Origin of the sequence: Pedobacter sp., from assembly GCF_965279535.1 — a bacterium.
GTDB lineage: Bacteria > Bacteroidota > Bacteroidia > Sphingobacteriales > Sphingobacteriaceae > Pedobacter.
This window is the reverse complement of record NZ_OZ257244.1, coordinates 1,129,750-1,146,485: the sequence shown is the minus strand read 5'-3', so window position 1 is coordinate 1,146,485 and position 16,736 is coordinate 1,129,750. Positions and strand designations below refer to the sequence as shown.

The 16,736-nt window shown below is 37.6% G+C and carries 11 protein-coding genes; 6 read left to right on the top strand and 5 right to left on the bottom strand.

The features are described from left to right. The first annotated feature begins 18 nt into the window (after positions 1–18). Both ACQY77_RS04440 and ACQY77_RS04435 read left to right on the top strand, forming a co-directional pair. Positions 19–312 carry a hypothetical protein gene (locus ACQY77_RS04440; protein ID WP_421939189.1) on the top strand — a complete coding sequence of 98 codons (294 nt, stop codon included), beginning with the start codon at positions 19–21 and terminating at the stop codon, positions 310–312. After that, the gene (locus ACQY77_RS04435) at positions 309–749 is read left to right on the top strand and encodes a hypothetical protein (RefSeq protein ID WP_421939190.1); all 441 of its coding nucleotides are present in this window, start codon (positions 309–311) and stop codon (positions 747–749) included. The genes ACQY77_RS04440 and ACQY77_RS04435 overlap by 4 nt, the downstream gene beginning before the upstream one ends. Positions 750–1,890: 1,141 nt before the next feature. Here the strand turns inward: ACQY77_RS04435 and ACQY77_RS04430 are convergent. Continuing rightward, positions 1,891–3,015: a CofH family radical SAM protein gene (locus ACQY77_RS04430; protein ID WP_421939191.1), complete on the bottom strand. Its 1,125-nt coding sequence runs from the start codon at positions 3,013–3,015 to the stop codon at positions 1,891–1,893. A gap of 211 nt (positions 3,016–3,226) precedes the next feature. Between ACQY77_RS04430 and ACQY77_RS04425 the strand changes: the two genes are divergently transcribed. Further along, complete coding sequence (locus ACQY77_RS04425) at positions 3,227–4,471, top strand: M16 family metallopeptidase (protein ID WP_421939192.1); 1,245 nt, start codon at positions 3,227–3,229, stop codon at positions 4,469–4,471. Beyond that, on the top strand, positions 4,464–5,735 hold the full coding sequence (locus ACQY77_RS04420) for a M16 family metallopeptidase (protein WP_421939193.1): 1,272 nt from the start codon (positions 4,464–4,466) through the stop codon (positions 5,733–5,735). The genes ACQY77_RS04425 and ACQY77_RS04420 overlap by 8 nt, the downstream gene beginning before the upstream one ends. A 52-nt stretch (positions 5,736–5,787) precedes the next feature. Here ACQY77_RS04420 and ACQY77_RS04415 read toward each other — a convergent pair whose 3' ends face one another. The 4 genes from ACQY77_RS04415 to ACQY77_RS04400 all read right to left on the bottom strand — a co-directional run bounded on the left by ACQY77_RS04415 (position 5,788) and on the right by ACQY77_RS04400 (position 11,897). Then, the gene (locus tag ACQY77_RS04415; protein ID WP_421939194.1) at positions 5,788–6,069 is read right to left on the bottom strand and encodes a pyrimidine/purine nucleoside phosphorylase; all 282 of its coding nucleotides are present in this window, start codon (positions 6,067–6,069) and stop codon (positions 5,788–5,790) included. A gap of 11 nt (positions 6,070–6,080) precedes the next feature. Then, on the bottom strand, positions 6,081–7,976 hold the full coding sequence (locus tag ACQY77_RS04410; protein ID WP_421939195.1) for a DUF3857 domain-containing protein: 1,896 nt from the start codon (positions 7,974–7,976) through the stop codon (positions 6,081–6,083). After that, complete coding sequence (locus ACQY77_RS04405) at positions 7,976–9,979, bottom strand: transglutaminase (protein WP_421939196.1); 2,004 nt, start codon at positions 9,977–9,979, stop codon at positions 7,976–7,978. The genes ACQY77_RS04410 and ACQY77_RS04405 overlap by 1 nt, the downstream gene beginning before the upstream one ends. An 82-nt stretch (positions 9,980–10,061) precedes the next feature. After that, complete coding sequence (locus ACQY77_RS04400) at positions 10,062–11,897, bottom strand: PQQ-binding-like beta-propeller repeat protein (protein WP_421939197.1); 1,836 nt, start codon at positions 11,895–11,897, stop codon at positions 10,062–10,064. A 333-nt stretch (positions 11,898–12,230) separates the two neighbouring features. On the opposite strand from ACQY77_RS04400, the gene guaB reads away from it, so the two are divergent. Both guaB and ACQY77_RS04390 read left to right on the top strand, forming a co-directional pair. Then, positions 12,231–13,700 (top strand): IMP dehydrogenase, encoded by a 1,470-nt coding sequence (gene guaB / locus ACQY77_RS04395; protein WP_421939198.1) that lies wholly within the window; start codon positions 12,231–12,233, stop codon positions 13,698–13,700. 399 nt (positions 13,701–14,099) lie between these two features. Beyond that, positions 14,100–16,679 carry a TonB-dependent receptor gene (locus ACQY77_RS04390; protein ID WP_421939199.1) on the top strand — a complete coding sequence of 860 codons (2,580 nt, stop codon included), beginning with the start codon at positions 14,100–14,102 and terminating at the stop codon, positions 16,677–16,679. Positions 16,680–16,736 lie beyond the last annotated feature (57 nt).

The following is a 16,736-nucleotide window of genomic DNA, read 5'->3' as shown; positions in this document are numbered from 1 at the left end:
CAGGGTATCATTCAGATTATGGTGCCAAAAGATGTAAGTGATTTGAAATTGCTTGCGCCTAACAGGAGGGTGAAGACTGAATTAGAAGTTGTTTTTAATGTTAAGCCTGAGGATTATGACAAATATGTGCACCTTGAAATTTCGGTGGATGATGCAAGAACACTAATTGAAAAGTTATATAAGACTACTTTACCCAACAGGATTTATGATATAGAAGATGCAAAAAGAATCATTGAAGAAACGAAAAAAATGGATATTCTATCCTGTGAAGTCTTTTATATCGAAGCAATGAAATTAAATCTTAAAAAATGAAAAGACTTATTACAGAAAAAGTAGGTGAAAGCGGAATTATTTATCAACACCCATATATTTGGTTGTATTCTGAAGTTGAGCAATCTATAATTGAGAAGATACAGAATTTGCATAATAAAGTTGAATATAATGAACTCAGTGTAATATGTGGAGTTGGAGGTTCATCATTTGATATCATGTTAGGACACAAATTCGAAGTGATGACTAGTAATAGAAATATTGAAGTCTACGAAAAATGCACATCCACAGTTAAGGCTGTTTTTGCATTTGGGTGCGAGAAATTGTTAGGTGTAGTACCTTCTAATTGGAACGTCACTGCACTGGTAGAATTTCCGGATGGTATTCCAGAACTTTTTAATCATTGTACGGATAACAACCCATTTTTACTTTCGTCACTAGAACTCTACAATGCGATTAAAAAACTGCAATATAGTTAAGATCTTATCTTAGATGGGAGAAATGGCTCCTAGTTATTAATTTAAACAATGTTGAGATTGTAGAGAAAGATAGATTTTAAATTACAGTTAGTATATACTAGTCCTCAATGAAATTCCGAAAACATGCATAAGCAAAAACACCAAAAATGAGATTTTTAGATATTCTAAAATTTTATAAAAGAGCATTAAAGTATAATGATAAATGAAAAAGTTCGACAATTTTGAATCAATGCTTCTAGATAGTGGCTCCTTCAAATCTGATCCAACTCTATTCGTGGTGGACATTCCTGGCGATAATGATTTGCGAAAAGGTAAACTGCCTTCTTTGGAGAATGAAAACCAGGTTTTTCTTTTTGTGAAATCGTACTAAATAAACGTGAAGATTCATACCAAATTTGATGTTTTGTTTTTGTATAACGATATCGGTAATCATTTGGTTACAAACATAGAGTTGTTATATTCTTCAGTGAATCCGTCGTATGAAATTGATTTTATACCATTAGGGTACACTTCTTTATGTTTGTTTGAGTTCGAAGATGGTAAACCTGAAATGCTTAATAAATTAAGGCACTACATGAATTCTGAAAAATGTGAAAATTGCGATTACATAATATTTACGCAATCTAACTTATTGAAACATTTGTTATAGTGGAAATTTGCGAGAGTTAACCGTTTCCTCTCTCGTTTAAGCATTCGCTATCTCAAGGTCGATAACTCTACAATAAAGTCCCAACATTTTATTTGAAAAGAATGCATTCGCAAAACTAATATGACGCTGAAATAGAGAGTAGTATGGTTATTTACTTCGGTCAGGAGACAGTACTTTTAAAAGTGATTTAAGTGATCCTGTGGAACATTTTAACCAGAGCGGGCGTAAGTAATAGGTGATTAACTATGGATTCTTAAATTACTAAAGGGCCTTCGACAGGCTCAGGCTGACAAAATGTTCTGCCCATGAGATGCCACAGATTTATACGCAACTACGAATCAACTACGCTTAATATACGCTTTATGTACGCTTCACATACGAGTCAAGCACGCTTCAACAACGCTTTAAGACCGTATCTACACTAATACCTGTACCATCACATTTAGAATATACTACTGAATGATAGTATGCTAACCACCAATGATGTAAATGCTAATAAGTAATTACTTGTTCTTCTAAATGTTCGGGCAATGCTCTGTAGTTATATTTTTGACCGCGTAATTGAGGCTCAAAACCTGCCGCGCGGATAGATTGCTGTATTCCATTCGCGGTGAAGCGGTGAGGAGCACCAGCGGCCGATACTACATTTTCTTCGATCATGATAGAACCAAAATCATTCGCACCTGCATGTAAACACAGTTGAGCGGTAGTTTTTCCAACAGTTAACCAACTGGCCTGGATATTCTTCACGTTAGGAAGCATAATTCTGCTCAATGCAATCATACGCAGGTATTCATCAGCGGTAACGGTATTGCTAATGCCACGTAAACGTTTTAATAAGGTACCGTCATCCTGGAATGGCCATGGAATAAAGGCTAAGAAACCATTTGCATCTACAGGTTTTTCACTTTGTACCTGTCTGATCCAAACTAAATGTTCAAAACGTTCCTCAATGGTTTCTACATGGCCAAACATCATGGTAGCAGAAGTTGTAATGTCAAGTTTATGGGCAGCACGCATTACGTCTAACCATTCCTGACCACCGCATTTGCCTTTTGATATTAATCTTCTTACCCTGTCATTCAAAATCTCGGCGCCCGCTCCAGGTAACGAATCCATGCCGGCATCTTTTAAAGTTTTTAATACCTCGGTATGGCTAATCCCTTCCAGCTTTGCTACGTGAGCAATTTCTGGTGGGCCTAAGGCATGTAGTTTTAAATCAGGATATAATTCTTTTAATTTCTTGAACAGGTCAGCATAGAAAGCGAGCCCTAAATCCGGGTGATGCCCACCCTGTAACAGGAGTTGATCTCCTCCCAGGCGAAAAGTTTCCTCAATTTTAACTTTATAAGTCTCAATATCAGTGATGTAACTCTCATCATGACCAGGTCGGCGAAAGAAGTTGCAGAATTTACAGTTAGCAATACAAACGTTAGTTGTATTAACGTTACGATCGATTTGCCAGGTAACTTTACCACTGGGAACTTGTATTTTCCTTAATTCATTAGCTACAAACATTAATGATGCTGTATCTGCATGATGATAAAGATGTACACCTTCTTCGAGTGTTAAAAAATCGAAATGTAGTGCCCTGTGCAGTAAATCGGCTGTATTCATGTTACAAAGATAAATAAAAGTAGTCAGTGATGGGCTGTTCGTCGTCACTCTTTGGTCAGTTTTGTCAAAGGATGATTTTGATAAAGATGGAATATCAAAATCTGGTAAACATTAACTGCGTTGAATCTATCTCATCAAATTACAAAGCTTTTACCTAAGTCACATAACCTTAACCCTTAAAATTATATCTTTACGGTTCTAAAAATTGATAATGGTAGATTTTAATCGTTTTACGTTAGCTAACGGACTTAAGGTTTTAGTGCATGAAGATGCCACTACGCCAATGGCTGTTCTAAATATTTTATATGATGTGGGTGCTCGCGACGAGGACCCTGAAAAAACGGGTTTTGCCCATCTCTTCGAGCATTTAATGTTTGGTGGATCGGTAAATATTCCCAGTTATGATGAGCCCTTACAACGCGTGGGAGGAGAGAATAATGCTTTCACCAGTAATGATATTACCAACTACTACATCACATTGCCTTCCGAAAACCTTGAAACTGCTTTTTGGTTAGAAAGTGACAGGATGCTGAGTTTAGCCTTTTCTGAAAAGAGTTTAGAAACACAGCGGAATGTAGTATGCGAAGAATTTAAGCAACGTTATTTAAATCAGCCTTATGGCGACGTTTGGTTAAAATTACGTCCCCTGGCTTATAAAAAGCATGCTTACCGTTGGGCAACCATTGGAAAAGAACTGTCGCATATCGAAAATGCAACCATGGAAGATGTAAAGGCTTTCTTTAAAAAGCATTACAACCCTCAAAATGCCATTATGGTTGTGGGTGGAAATGTTAAAACAGAAGAAGTTAAAGACCTTGCGGAAAAGTGGTTTGGGTCAATTCCCGCAGGAGTACGTTACGAACGTAATTTGGTGAAAGAAGATGTACAAACAGAAGCAAGGGTAGAAACAGTAACCGCAAATGTGCCTTTAAATGCCATTTATATTGCTTTTAAAATGCCTGAGCGCTTAAGTCCTGATTTTTATGCTTTCGATTTGTTATCGGATGTTTTATCGAGAGGGCAATCATCGCGGTTATACAACAGTTTATTAAAAGAACAGCAGTTATTTAGTGATATAAACGCTTACATTTCCAGTAGTTTAGATGCGGGTTTGTTTATTGTTGAAGGGAAATTGGTAGAAGGCGTTACAATGGAGGTTGCAGAGAAGGCCATCTGGGCAGAACTCGAAAAGATGAAGAATGAATTAGTGCCGGAAACAGAACTAACAAAGGTTAAAAATAAGGTAGAGTCGGTATTGGTATTCTCTGAAATGAGCTTACTGGATAAGGCGATGAACTTAGCCTATTATGAACTATTAGGCGATGCACAGTTACTGAATAAAGAAACTGAGGCATTTTTAAAGGTTACTGCGGAGGATATTCAACGAATTTCTAACGAAACCTTTACCCACAATTCTTCTTCAACATTATACTATTTAACACAAGAAAATGCTTAATAGACAACAGGCACCTGATTTTAAACAGGTTTCTACCATAAATTTTATTCAGGCAGCTGAAAGTAAACTTCAAAACAATGTTCCTGTTTTTACCGTTTATTCTGGCGAACAGGATCTGGTGCGTTTAGAATTTATTTTTAGTAATGTAAACTGGGACTTACAAAAACCACTTCAGGCTATCGCTGTAAATGCCATGCTAAACAGTGGAACGGCGCAAAGAACAGCTAAGGAAATTGCCGAGCAAATTGATTTTTATGGTGCTTTCTTTCAAACCGAATATGTTCAGGATCAATCAAGTGTAACATTATATACTTTGAATAAGCATCTGGCTGCAGTTTTACCTATTGTAAAGGACGTAATTAGCCATAGCCAGTTTCCTCAGCATGAGCTGGATATTTATATCCAAAATCAAAAGCAAAAATTGCAGGTAAACTTGAAAAAGAACGATGTTTTATCAAGGAAAGAGTTTGCTCATGCTTTGTTTGGTAATACGGCCTACGGTGTAGATATTCAGGCCGGGCATTATGATGCGCTTCAAAGAGATGATCTGGTAGCTTACTTTAAGTTGGCTTATGCGCCAAATAATTGTACTATTATAGCATCTGGTAAGTTTGAAGAAGAGAGTTTCAAACTTCTGGATGAGCAATTTGGCCAAAACTGGGAAAGCAGTAATGCGGTTAAAAATAAATTCAGTTTTGCCGAGACAGAAAAGCAAAGCATTTACAGGGAAAAAGCCGAGGCTTTACAATCTGCAATCAGGATTGGAAAAATAGCCATCAATCGTACACATGAAGATTTTGCAGGTTTACAGATTTTGAATACTGTTTTGGGCGGATATTTTGGGTCGAGGTTAATGGCAAATATCAGAGAGGATAAAGGCTACACCTATGGCATTGGTTCAGGTATCTCATCTTTGCATGATGCCGGTTATTTCTTTATTGCTACAGAGGTAGGGGCAGATGTTTGTGCAGATGCCTTGAAAGAAATTTATAAAGAAATCGAAATCATTAAAAACGAACTGATCTCGGAGGAAGAACTTGATTTAGTGAGGAATTACATGCTGGGCTCTATGTTAGGAAGCCTGGAAAATGTTTTCTCTCATGCAGATAAGTTTAAAAATATTTATTTTACCGGTTTAGGGTATGATTATTACCAGAAATATATTCAAACCGTTAAAACCATCACTGCCGAAGAACTTCAGCAGCTGGCTAATAAGTATTTTATAACCGAAGATTTCACTGAAGTCATCATCGGTAAGAAATAATGTAGTATTGATCAACTTATGTCTGTTTAAAGCATAAGTTGATCAAATTTTCCTATCTGTATTGACAAAGGTAGGCGGTAGGTTCAGTAGCCTTAACCTTAAATGAGTCGTTTGCCGGAACTTCAAAAAAGCTTCCCGCTTTATAGTTTTCCCAATCTGTTTTTCCACTAAACAGCACTTCAAGTGTACCTTCAATAACATTCATAATTTCCTTTTGAGCTGTTCCGAATTCATATTCTCCTGGATCAATTACGCCAATTGTAGATTTTCCTGCTGAAGTTTGATAGCCTAGTGATTTAACCTGTTCATCGAAATATTGATTTTCTGTAATCATGGTTCTTTTTCTTATTGTGCTTTAGTTAATACCGCTTTTTGTTTATCTGCCTGATATATTTTCTTATAAAATTCTACGTAGTCGTTATACTTCTCGGGCGGATATTTTTTATCGTTCATTGTTTGCGTGCGGGTATAAACAATGGTATTGTCTTTGGTTACAAATTTAGCAGTATAAGTGCCAAATTCTGAAGTAATATTGATGTCTTTCGGAATAAATTCTACTGCATATCCTTTCGGAAGGGTATAACTTATTTCATCTTCGTCATTATAGCTAAAAGGTACGGCAAAATAAGTTTTACGGTTCTCAACTTTTAAGGGGATACTTTCTTTGCGGTTAGTTTGGTTTAGCACCAAAAATAATTTATCGCCTCCCTTTGTGGTAAGCGGAGTGGTTTTAAAATTAATTTCTTCGGTTAATACCGGTTTGTTTTTATCCTCCTGTAAATATTTAATGCTGGCCAGCTCTGCTACTGGTACTTTGCTATGCTCCAGAATGCTTTTGCGGAGCTCGGTAGGTTCCATTAGGGTAAGCGGGAAGCTGTCTTCAAATTGAGCATTTCCGTAAGTAGATTTGAGTTCTACCTGAGCCGTTCCATCTTCTAACAGATTGAATTTTGTTTTTCTGATCTGGAAATTATCTTTTGCACTATAAATAGGGGTATGCACTATTTTACCTCCTTCTGCTGTAACCATCAGTACATCGCGATTGGAATTGCTATATCCAACAAAACCCATTGGCTTATACTGACTTGTACACTCTAAAAAAGTGGTGTCCTTCTCTAGCGGTACACATAAAATCATGTGGTTGGCTTGCCCAATGCTTGAGTAGTTTTTGTTTAGGCTGGGCATATCATTACCAATGACAATCAAATTAGAAGATATTCCGGCCTCATTTAACAGTGCTTTCATGTAATTGGATAATGCTTTGCAATCACCATAGTTTACCTGCGCTACTTTTTCTGCAAGAATTGGCCTGAAGCCTCCAATTCCTAACTGAACACTCACATATCTTGTATTTTGTTGCAGGTAATTGTAAAGGATCCGAATTTTGTCTTTATTTGTTTTGGCATCTTTAATCAAATTTTGAACAATAGCCTTTGTCGGTTCAGGTAATTTATTGCCACCCTCATTCAGGTTATAAATCCAGCTCCCAAAGTTTTTCCAGTTATCAAAATTTCCAGTAGAACCATCATATTCAAATTGATTTGGTGCTGCTTTAACCCATGCAGAGATATTGTTTAAACCAACAGATAAGGGCTCTGATGATATAGCTCCAACATGGTTACTTTTCCACCTGTACTGAATTTTATCTGCTATAACAGCTGAATCGGTTTGTAATCCGCTACTGGTTAAATAACGTAGTTTATAATCTTTGTTTTTTTGTATGGTATAAGCAGATTTTTCAACCGAAACACCAAAATCTTTTATATCATTCCAGGAAGGAAATGAAATTAATCCTTTGAATTCCTGGCTGTAGCTATATTCTATCGTATAAGGATAACTTATACTCACAAATTTGAGTAGTTTTAGCCGGTTGTCTTCATAAATGGAAAAATCAGAAATTAAGCTCTGGTCTTTGATGTCGGAAGATTTATAATCCTTTATTTTTTTTCCGGAAGCATCATAAAGTGTTGCTTTGATATTGGAAATCGTGCTAAACTTATCATATACCTCGGCCATTTCGGCAAGATCATCTCCTGCTTTATTTAAGATGGTAATGGCAATTTTATAATTAAGCTGGGCTGCCCCCAATCCCTTAACATCAAAAAACTGCTCTTCGTTTCTAACAACAGCTATGGCATCTTTCTTTAATTCTTCTGGTATTTTATTTACATCATAAAGACCTTGGGCCGATAAACAGGCTGTGCCGGATAAAAATAAAAATAGACTGAATAGATATTTCATTAGGCTTTCTTTTTAAATACAACCTGTTCTGCCTGTTTTTCTACAATGGCTTTGAAAAGTTCTTTGAGGTCAAAGTATTCGTTGGGGCTATACATAGATTTATTAATACTGATGACACTTTTTACCATTAAGGCCTTTCCTTCGGCAACATAACTGATGGAAAATGTTCCTTTATCTTCTGGTAATTTGAAAATTCCACCTTTTGGCAGTTTGTCTATTTCATATTCTTCAGGGAATGCTAAAGAAATTCGATATGTCTCTTTGAATGGGTAAGCAAAGTCTACCGGGAACTTTCTTTCTTCATGTTTAAAAAGATTCTCTTTTGTTCTTTCGAAAAGGAGGGGGGTGAAGTACACTAAATTCCCGGCCTCCTCTACATTATCTTCAATTTCAACATCCATTGCCTCTGTTAAGAGTTCATCCAAACTATCCAGATTGCTAATGGTGTAATTTTTAATTTCTAAACCTGTTTTGTCTTTTTTAAAGTTTTTAATGAAATCCGCTTCATTATTTGTTCCCCTGTATCGGCTACGAAGGTTTAAAGCAGAATATCCCCTCGAATACTGATTGATTTTTCCAGAAAGTTTATTCTCTTTATTGAGAACCAGGTTATAAGCGAATATTTTTTCATTATTGGCTTGAGGTTCTGTAGAAAGCCAGCCGCCCGCAAAAGTTTTTAAGTCAACATAATAACCCTGATGACTTAAATTTTCAGCATCCAGCATCCCAACAGGAAGGTCTTTATCTGTTGCATCTAAAAAATACAATTGCCCGCCTATTTCTGTTGCTCCCACTACATTATTGAAGGCTGAAATTACAGGATATCCGGGGTGTTGTCCATTTTTTCTGGTACTGATTAATACGGGATAAGCTTTGATTTTAGCTTCCTTTAAGAAGGTTAACAATGCAAGATTAATATCTGCTGAATTACCGGTCTTCTTTTCAAAAATAGTTTTAGGATTACTCTCCGACGTAAAATCATCATAACGGCCATTCCATTTTATTTTTGACTTGACATAGTTGGTAATTAGTTTAATCATTGCAAGCGTATCTTTTTCGCCTTTAAGAATTTCTGGTAATGAGGCCTTTGCAAGACTATTTTTGTTTAAATAACCACCGAAATCATCACGTTCTGCCAGGCCGGCGATAATTTTTGGCCATGAACCATTATAATCCTCATACATTGAATTTGGAAAGTGAGATGCACGCAGTTCAAATTCAATTTTAGGCCTGTAATCATCCATTGTGGTTACAAATGGCTCATCTTTTAAGGCTGGTACATTCTCCGCACAATATTTATCGTAAGAAGCATTTGAAATAAGCCCGGTTACATAAGTAGCATTTTCTGATGTATGCACAGGATGTTGGATATCATGGTATCCGCTGGTATTATGCTTGTAAGTTAAATATTCGGGAATATGAACATTGTACTCCGTCCAGAGTGTTGGCACACTGGATTGAAATCCCCAGCCCCTTAGCGTAAATATAAAATCTGATTTGATTTTGTATTTGAATTCGATAATTGAACCTTCTTTAACATTGGGAAGGGCAAATTTCTTGATGATGTTATTCTTATCAAAGGCTTCTGTAAACTTGGCGTCCTTGCTCAGTTTGCTGGTTACCATTTTTCCATCCACCATATTGTAGGTAGCGGCATCCATGTAACTCAGGTCTTCTTTGGCAGAGCCATTACTGCGATAAAGTTCAACAGAGAAATTTGCTAAATCATAACTGTTTTTGTTCAGGATTTTGTAGCGCATATGTCTTTCGTAGACATAAATAAATGATCCTGCAGGGTTTACTTCAAAGTAACAATTGCCTACATCAAATAATTTAATAGCTGATGCTGCGGAATCTACTCCGAATGGTTTAGCCTCAAATTCTGAGGGGGCAATTTTTCCGAATTTAAATTCTCTTTTTACTGTAGGGGTGTTTTGGGCATAGACTGATCCAACGCCAATGCATAGCATTAACGTTAGAATTTTCAGAGCGTTTTTCTGCATTATTCTTTAGTTGTTTGGTGTTACAATAATAAGTAACAAACACAGAAAACTAAAAAATATTTATCATTTGATTTTGAATGAACTAATTAGTACTCAGCCAACTTATTTTTCCATCCATAGTACTTAGTAAAAGGTTTTTACCATCAATAACATTTACAGTGTTTACCATAGAATTATCTATTTTATGACCCCATATCGTTTTTTGATTTATTGGATCGATGGCATAAACCGTCCCGTTTTTTGTTCCAAAGAATACCAAACCATCTTTTTCAATCAGCATAGAGGGGATGTGTTCGTAGCCAAAACCTACATTTAATCTCCAGGCAACTCCAGGATCTGTAGCTTGTGTTTTATAACCGACAATTTCATCCTGCATGGTTTTGCCGTAAACGGTTAAGCTATCTGCCGAAAGACCGATTGATTCTCTTACTGTTGCTTCTTTGTTCCGCCATAAAGTATTACCGTTATTGGCGTCGATGGCCGTTAAATATCTGTCCGGAGCTGCAATGTAAACAATTCCTTTAGTTGCTACAGGTGTACACATGGCGGGAGAAAACATTCGGTTGCCATGTCCATTGTTCCATTTCCATAGCAATTTTCCAGATTGGATATCCAGTGCATACAAATGTCTTCCCCAGGAGCCAAAAATAACCTTGCCCTGGTAAATTAAAGGCTTATCAACAATAGAACCTTCCACTTCATTAAATTCCCAGATCGTTTTTCCAAATTGGATATCCAATGCCCTGAAAGTGTGGTCGCTACCGCCAATTAAAATCATATTATCATGAATTACGGGAGATCCAAGCACTGCGTTTTGAGTTGCTTTTTTCCAATTCAGTTTCCCTGTCGCTAAGTTTAAAGCATAGATATTTCCATCTCCCGAACCTACTATAACCTGTTTCTGTGCAATGATGGGAGAGGAGTAAATAGCGCCCTGAGTTTTAAAGCTCCATACTTTTTTGCCGGTTTTGGCCTGAAGTGCTTCAATCAGGCCTAAGCTGTTTCCAAAAATGACTAGATTATCGGCGTAAGCGGGCGTATTTACTACATTGGCATCCGAGTGATAAGTCCAGGCTGCTTTTACGGTTGGGTACTGATTATTAATGGCATAAGTTGGTCGCTCGTATTTTTGGCTGAGGTTTTCCTGGAATTTGCCAAGCCCCATTTTTCGCCATACGGGTAATATGCTTTGGCTTGGTTTTTTAGTAGCGAAAAATACCGAGTCTTTCGTCATGGTGACGATGTTATATCCGCCAATGCTGTCTTTTGCACGAAGGTTTGAACGGCCCATTGTTGCCTGAATGCCTTCGAAATTATAAGCATGATTGTTATGGCCGTGTCCACATATGGCATATTGAATGTTGTATTTTTTGAGGCGATCAGTCGCCTCATACCAGTTATCTAAACTATTATCGAGCGGGTAATGATTTAGAAAAATGATTGGTTTGCTTTTGGATGTATTTTTTAAAGTTTTTTCTAACCAAACGGTTGCATCTCTGGGAATGTGTCCATCGCTCATACGTACATAAGGGCCAGATGCACAGGCGATAAAGCGATAGCCTTTATGATCGAACATAAATTTATCGTAGCCAAACTCCTTAATAAAGTTTACTCCACCAGATTCAGACCAGCCGGTATCATGGTTACCTGGAATGATGTAATACGGCTTTTTCAAATCTGCCAGGATACTTTTTGCCAATTTTAGCTCATCATTTGTACCCATTTCAGTTATATCCCCGGTAATAACAACGAAGTCCAGGTCTTGTTGCTGATTAATATCCACAACTGTTCTGCGTAAATCTTCTTCACCAGTACCTGATCCAACGTGTGTATCGGTAACAAAAGCATATTTAAAGGTTTGTGCGGAGGAGCCAATACTTAAAAGGATAAATAAGGCGAGGATGACCGTTCTTTTCATTGCGGGTTTTTGCTGTTTAGTGATGTAAATATGCGTATTTGTGCGGGTATTTGTTTCGTGTAATAGGAATTTTATATAGGATATTTAAAGTGTTAAAGAGAGCAAGGGGCAAGTAACAAAGAGCAAAGACGATGATGCCCCCTAATGTTAGCCAGGATTTCAACACTGTGTGTATCGCAATTTTGCCTGGGGTGCATCATACATAACCGGCAATGGGTAACTCCATTAAAGTAATCCGATTTTCATTTAGATGTAAGAAGTTAATTCGGTTTTTAAAATTCCCTTATCTTTTGTATCTTTGTCCGGCAAATAATAAATCCTAATTTATTTGCTATGCAACTCGATTCCACAAAATTTATTGCCACAGGTTTAACTTACGATGATGTACTTTTAGTACCTGCTTATTCGGAGATTTTACCCCGTGAAGTAAATACATCCACTTTTTTAACTAAAAAAATTAAACTTAACGTTCCATTGATTTCTGCTGCAATGGATACTGTAACAGAGGCTGAGCTTGCCATTGCTATTGCGCAAAATGGAGGTATTGGGATGTTACACAAAAACATGACGATCGAAAGACAGGCCGAAGAAGTTCGCAAAGTTAAACGTTCGGAAAGTGGAATGATTCAAGATCCTGTTACACTTTTAGAAACTGCCGTTGTTGCTGATGCTTTCAAAATTATGAAAGAACACAAAATTGGAGGTATCCCCGTAGTGAGCAGCGATAATAAATTAGTTGGTATCATTACCAATCGCGACTTGCGTTTTCAAAAAAACATGTCGAGACCCATTGCAGAGGTAATGACCAAAGAAAATCTGATCACTGCACCTGAAGGTACAAACCTGGTACAGGCAGAAGAAATTCTTCAAAACCATAAAATCGAGAAACTTCCGGTAGTCAGTAAAGATGGATATTTAAGTGGCCTGATTACTTTTAAGGATATATCAAAAGTTAAAAACTATCCTGTAGCCTGTAAAGATGAGCGTGGACGTTTACGTGTTGGTGCTGCTGTTGGTGTAACTGCCGATACGCTTCAACGTGTTGATGCTTTGGTTCATGCAGGTGTTGATGTAATTACAATTGATACTGCACATGGTCATTCTAAAGGTGTGGTTGATAAATTGAAAGAAGTGAAAGCTAAATACCCTGATTTACAAGTTATTGTTGGTAATATTGCAACGGGTGCTGCCGCTAAATTTTTAGCTGAGGCTGGTGCTGATGCTGTTAAAGTGGGTATTGGTCCGGGTTCAATTTGTACAACCAGAATTATTGCAGGTGTTGGTGTTCCGCAATTATACGCCGTTTACGAATGTGCCAAAGCGCTAAAAGGCACTGGTGTTCCGGTTATAGCAGATGGTGGTATTAAACATACTGGCGATATTGCGAAAGCTATTGCATCTGGTGCAAACACCGTAATGGCTGGTTCATTGTTCGCAGGGGTGGAAGAATCACCAGGTGAAACCATCATTTATGAAGGACGTAAATTCAAATCTTACCGCGGGATGGGTTCTATTGAGGCCATGGAACAAGGTTCTAAAGATCGTTATTTCCAGGATGTAGAAGATGATATTAAAAAATTGGTACCAGAAGGTATTGTTGGTCGAGTTCCGTTTAAAGGCACTTTAGCTGAAGTAATGTATCAGTATATTGGCGGTTTACGTGCAAGTATGGGATATTGCGGCGCAGCCAGTATCGAAGCATTGCAAGAAGCTCAATTCGTACAAATTACCGCTGCCGGTATGCGTGAGAGTCATCCACATGATATTACCATTACTAAAGAGGCACCTAACTACACACGTTAAGGCTTAGAGATTAAGCTTAAAGACCACAGCGTAAAGCAAGATAGAGCGGGACATCGGAAACGATAGTCCCGCTTTTTATATAAATGCTATTCGCTTACTTCTGTCTCTCAGAGGGCGGTGAAGGAGGGGGCTTCGCTCATAAGTTCCTTCTGTCAGTGTGCTAAAATCAGTTGCACACATTTTGTATCCATCCAATCAGAATAAATTTCACAAAATAAAATTTGGCAGATGCTTTTTTTTAATATATTTGTCGACTAAATCCATAGGCTTTATATAATTAACAATGAAACATCATAATCAAAACCAGAAAAAATATTGTTGTTGTGGTCAACATGCTCAATTAAAACCATTTCGAACGCAGTAATAACCAATAACCAAATCAAATACATTAAACAAATCATGAAGAAAAGTATACTTATTCTATTTTCGCTTATCATAACAACGAGCTTTGTTTTTGCTCAAAACGCTATAAAGGGGATTGTAAAAGGCAATAATGGCATCACGCTTCCCAGGGCAACCGTAAAGGTGAGAGGTACCAACGAAAAAGTAATTGCTGACGATAACGGTGCCTTTACTATTGAAACCAAACAAACTCCACCATTCTATATTCAAGTAAGTTCAATTGGGTATAAACCACAGGATTTTCAAATTTTAAAACTTCAGGAAACACCAATTGACCTGGTACTGGTTGAGGATGCGTTACTGGATGAAATTGTGGTAACCTCTAGAAGACGTTCAGAGGTTTTGCAGGATGTGCCAATTCCCATTACCGTTATTGGGGGCCAGGCAGCAGAAAATTCAGGGGCTTTTAACGTTAATCGTTTAAAGGAATTGGTTCCCTCAGTTCAATTGTATGCATCTAATGCCAGAAATACTACCCTTAACATCAGGGGATTGGGTTCTACATTTGGTTTAACCAACGATGGTATCGATCCGGGAGTAGGTTTTTATGTTGATGGTGTTTACCATGCCCGTCCGGCTGCAACCTCTACCGATTTTCTAGATATTGAGCAAATAGAAGTTATACGTGGTCCTCAAGGTACGTTATTTGGTAAAAACACTACAGCAGGTGCTTTTAACATTACCACCACTAAACCTACACAAACGCCAAGTGCAAAGGTGGAGGTAAGTGTAGGTAATTATAACTTTATTCAGGCTAAAACATCAGTATCGGGAGGTTTAGCTAAAAATCTGGCTGCAAAAATATCCATCTCAGGTACACAACGCGATGGTACCATCTGGAATACCAGAGAAGAGCGCAGATACAGTGGTCAAAATAACCTTGGTTTTAAAAGTCAGTTGTATTATACCCCTTCTGATAAGCTAAAAATATTGTTAAGTGGTGATGTAAGTATTCAGCATCCGGCAGGTTACCCATTGGTAATTGCAGGCGTTACCACAACAGAAAGAAGTGCATATCGTCAATATGCCAGAATTGTATCGGATTTAGGTTATCAACAGCCTAAAATTGATCCTTTTTCAAGAGAGATCAACACCAATACACCTTGGAGACATAATCAGTCTATTGGTGGTATTTCATTAAACGTAGATTATAAAATCGGAAATGGAACACTTACCTCCACTACAGCGTGGAGATTCTGGAACTGGGATCCTACCAATGACCGCGATTTCTCTGAGTTAGCCGCCCTAACTAAATCACAAGGTAACTCTCGTCATGATCAGTACTCACAAGAGGTAAGGTATGCCGGAAACATCACAGATAAATTGAGTGGTGTAATCGGTGTATTTGCACTTAGCCAGAATTTAAAAGGCTTAGATCAGACAGAAGAGGTAGGTAAAGATCAATGGAGATTTGTACAAACAGGTAATACCGGTTCGCAAGCTTTATATTCAACTCCAGGGTTGTTAGACGGTTTTGGTATTAAAACCAATTCAACCATTAAATCTTTAAGTACAGCAGTATTTGCTCAGGTTGACTGGGAATTTTTAACCAATTTTCACGTTTTACCGGGTTTAAGGTTTACTTATGATAAAAAAGACGTTGATTATAACAGAACAACGTATGGCGGTTTACAAACTACAGATGCGGCATTACTTGCCCTTAAAGCAGCTGTTTATGCCAACCAACAATTTGTTACCAGCACGGAAAACAATAATCTTTCAGGTAACTTAACCATTTCTTACAGACCGAATATTAACCTTAATATTTATGGAACTTTTTCAACAGCCTATAAACCAGTTGGTGTTAACGTAGGTGGTTTGCCAACTACTTCCACCGGGGAAGCTGATTTATCTCTGGCTGTGGTTAAACCAGAGTATGTTCAACATTATGAATTGGGGCTTAAAACACGCCCGATTAAAGGTGCCTTGTTAAATGTTACAGCTTTCAATACGGATATTAAAGATTATCAGACCAATGTACAGTCGCCACAGTTAGGTGTAAACAGGGGTTATCTTTCGAACGCAGAAAAGGTGAATGTAAAAGGCTTGGAGATTGATGGTACCTATCAATTAGAAAGATTTTTAACTTTAAATGCAGCTGTTGCTTATTTGGATGGAAAATATGTAAAATTCACAAATGCGCCACTTCCTTTAGAAGAAACCGGTCATACCGAACTGGTTAACGGGGTGGCTACTCAGGTAGCATTTAAAGATGCTTCAGGGGGTAGATTACCCGGCATTTCTAAATGGAATGTTTCTGGAGGTGCAGAATTTAGTGTTCCAGGCAATTTAGCTACCAGAAGCGGAAGATACTTTGTGGCCAGTGATGCAAGTTACCGTTCTACTTATTCCTCAAATCCAACACCTTCGAGTGTATTAAATGTTCAGGGGTATGGTTTAGTAAATGCCAGATTAGGGTTTAAGTCAGATAAGGTATCCATTTTTGTATGGAGCAGAAACATTGGCAATAGAAACTACTATGAGCAACTACAAGCTGCTGCCGGTAACTCGGGTTTATATGCGGGGGTACTTGGTGATCCGAGAACTTATGGTGCTACATTTCGTTATTCTTTCTAATCGATAAATAGATTGTCGGCAAAATTCTCTCTTATATTTGGTTGAAGGGGCGGCATT

Bases quoted from the DNA above. Each gene is read 5' to 3' on its own strand.
- ACQY77_RS04430 (WP_421939191.1), bottom strand. From the start codon at position 3,015: ATGAATACAGCCGATTTACTGCACAGGGCACTACATTTCGATTTTTTA.
- ACQY77_RS04420 (WP_421939193.1), top strand. From the start codon at position 4,464: ATGCTTAATAGACAACAGGCACCTGATTTTAAACAGGTTTCTACCATA.
- ACQY77_RS04390 (WP_421939199.1), top strand. From the start codon at position 14,100: ATGAAGAAAAGTATACTTATTCTATTTTCGCTTATCATAACAACGAGC.
- ACQY77_RS04400 (WP_421939197.1), bottom strand. From the start codon at position 11,897: ATGAAAAGAACGGTCATCCTCGCCTTATTTATCCTTTTAAGTATTGGC.
- guaB (WP_421939198.1), top strand. From the start codon at position 12,231: ATGCAACTCGATTCCACAAAATTTATTGCCACAGGTTTAACTTACGAT.
- ACQY77_RS04415 (WP_421939194.1), bottom strand. From the start codon at position 6,069: ATGATTACAGAAAATCAATATTTCGATGAACAGGTTAAATCACTAGGC.
- ACQY77_RS04410 (WP_421939195.1), bottom strand. From the start codon at position 7,976: ATGAAATATCTATTCAGTCTATTTTTATTTTTATCCGGCACAGCCTGT.
- ACQY77_RS04435 (WP_421939190.1), top strand. From the start codon at position 309: ATGAAAAGACTTATTACAGAAAAAGTAGGTGAAAGCGGAATTATTTAT.
- ACQY77_RS04425 (WP_421939192.1), top strand. From the start codon at position 3,227: ATGGTAGATTTTAATCGTTTTACGTTAGCTAACGGACTTAAGGTTTTA.
- ACQY77_RS04405 (WP_421939196.1), bottom strand. From the start codon at position 9,979: ATGCAGAAAAACGCTCTGAAAATTCTAACGTTAATGCTATGCATTGGC.
- ACQY77_RS04440 (WP_421939189.1), top strand. From the start codon at position 19: ATGGTGCCAAAAGATGTAAGTGATTTGAAATTGCTTGCGCCTAACAGG.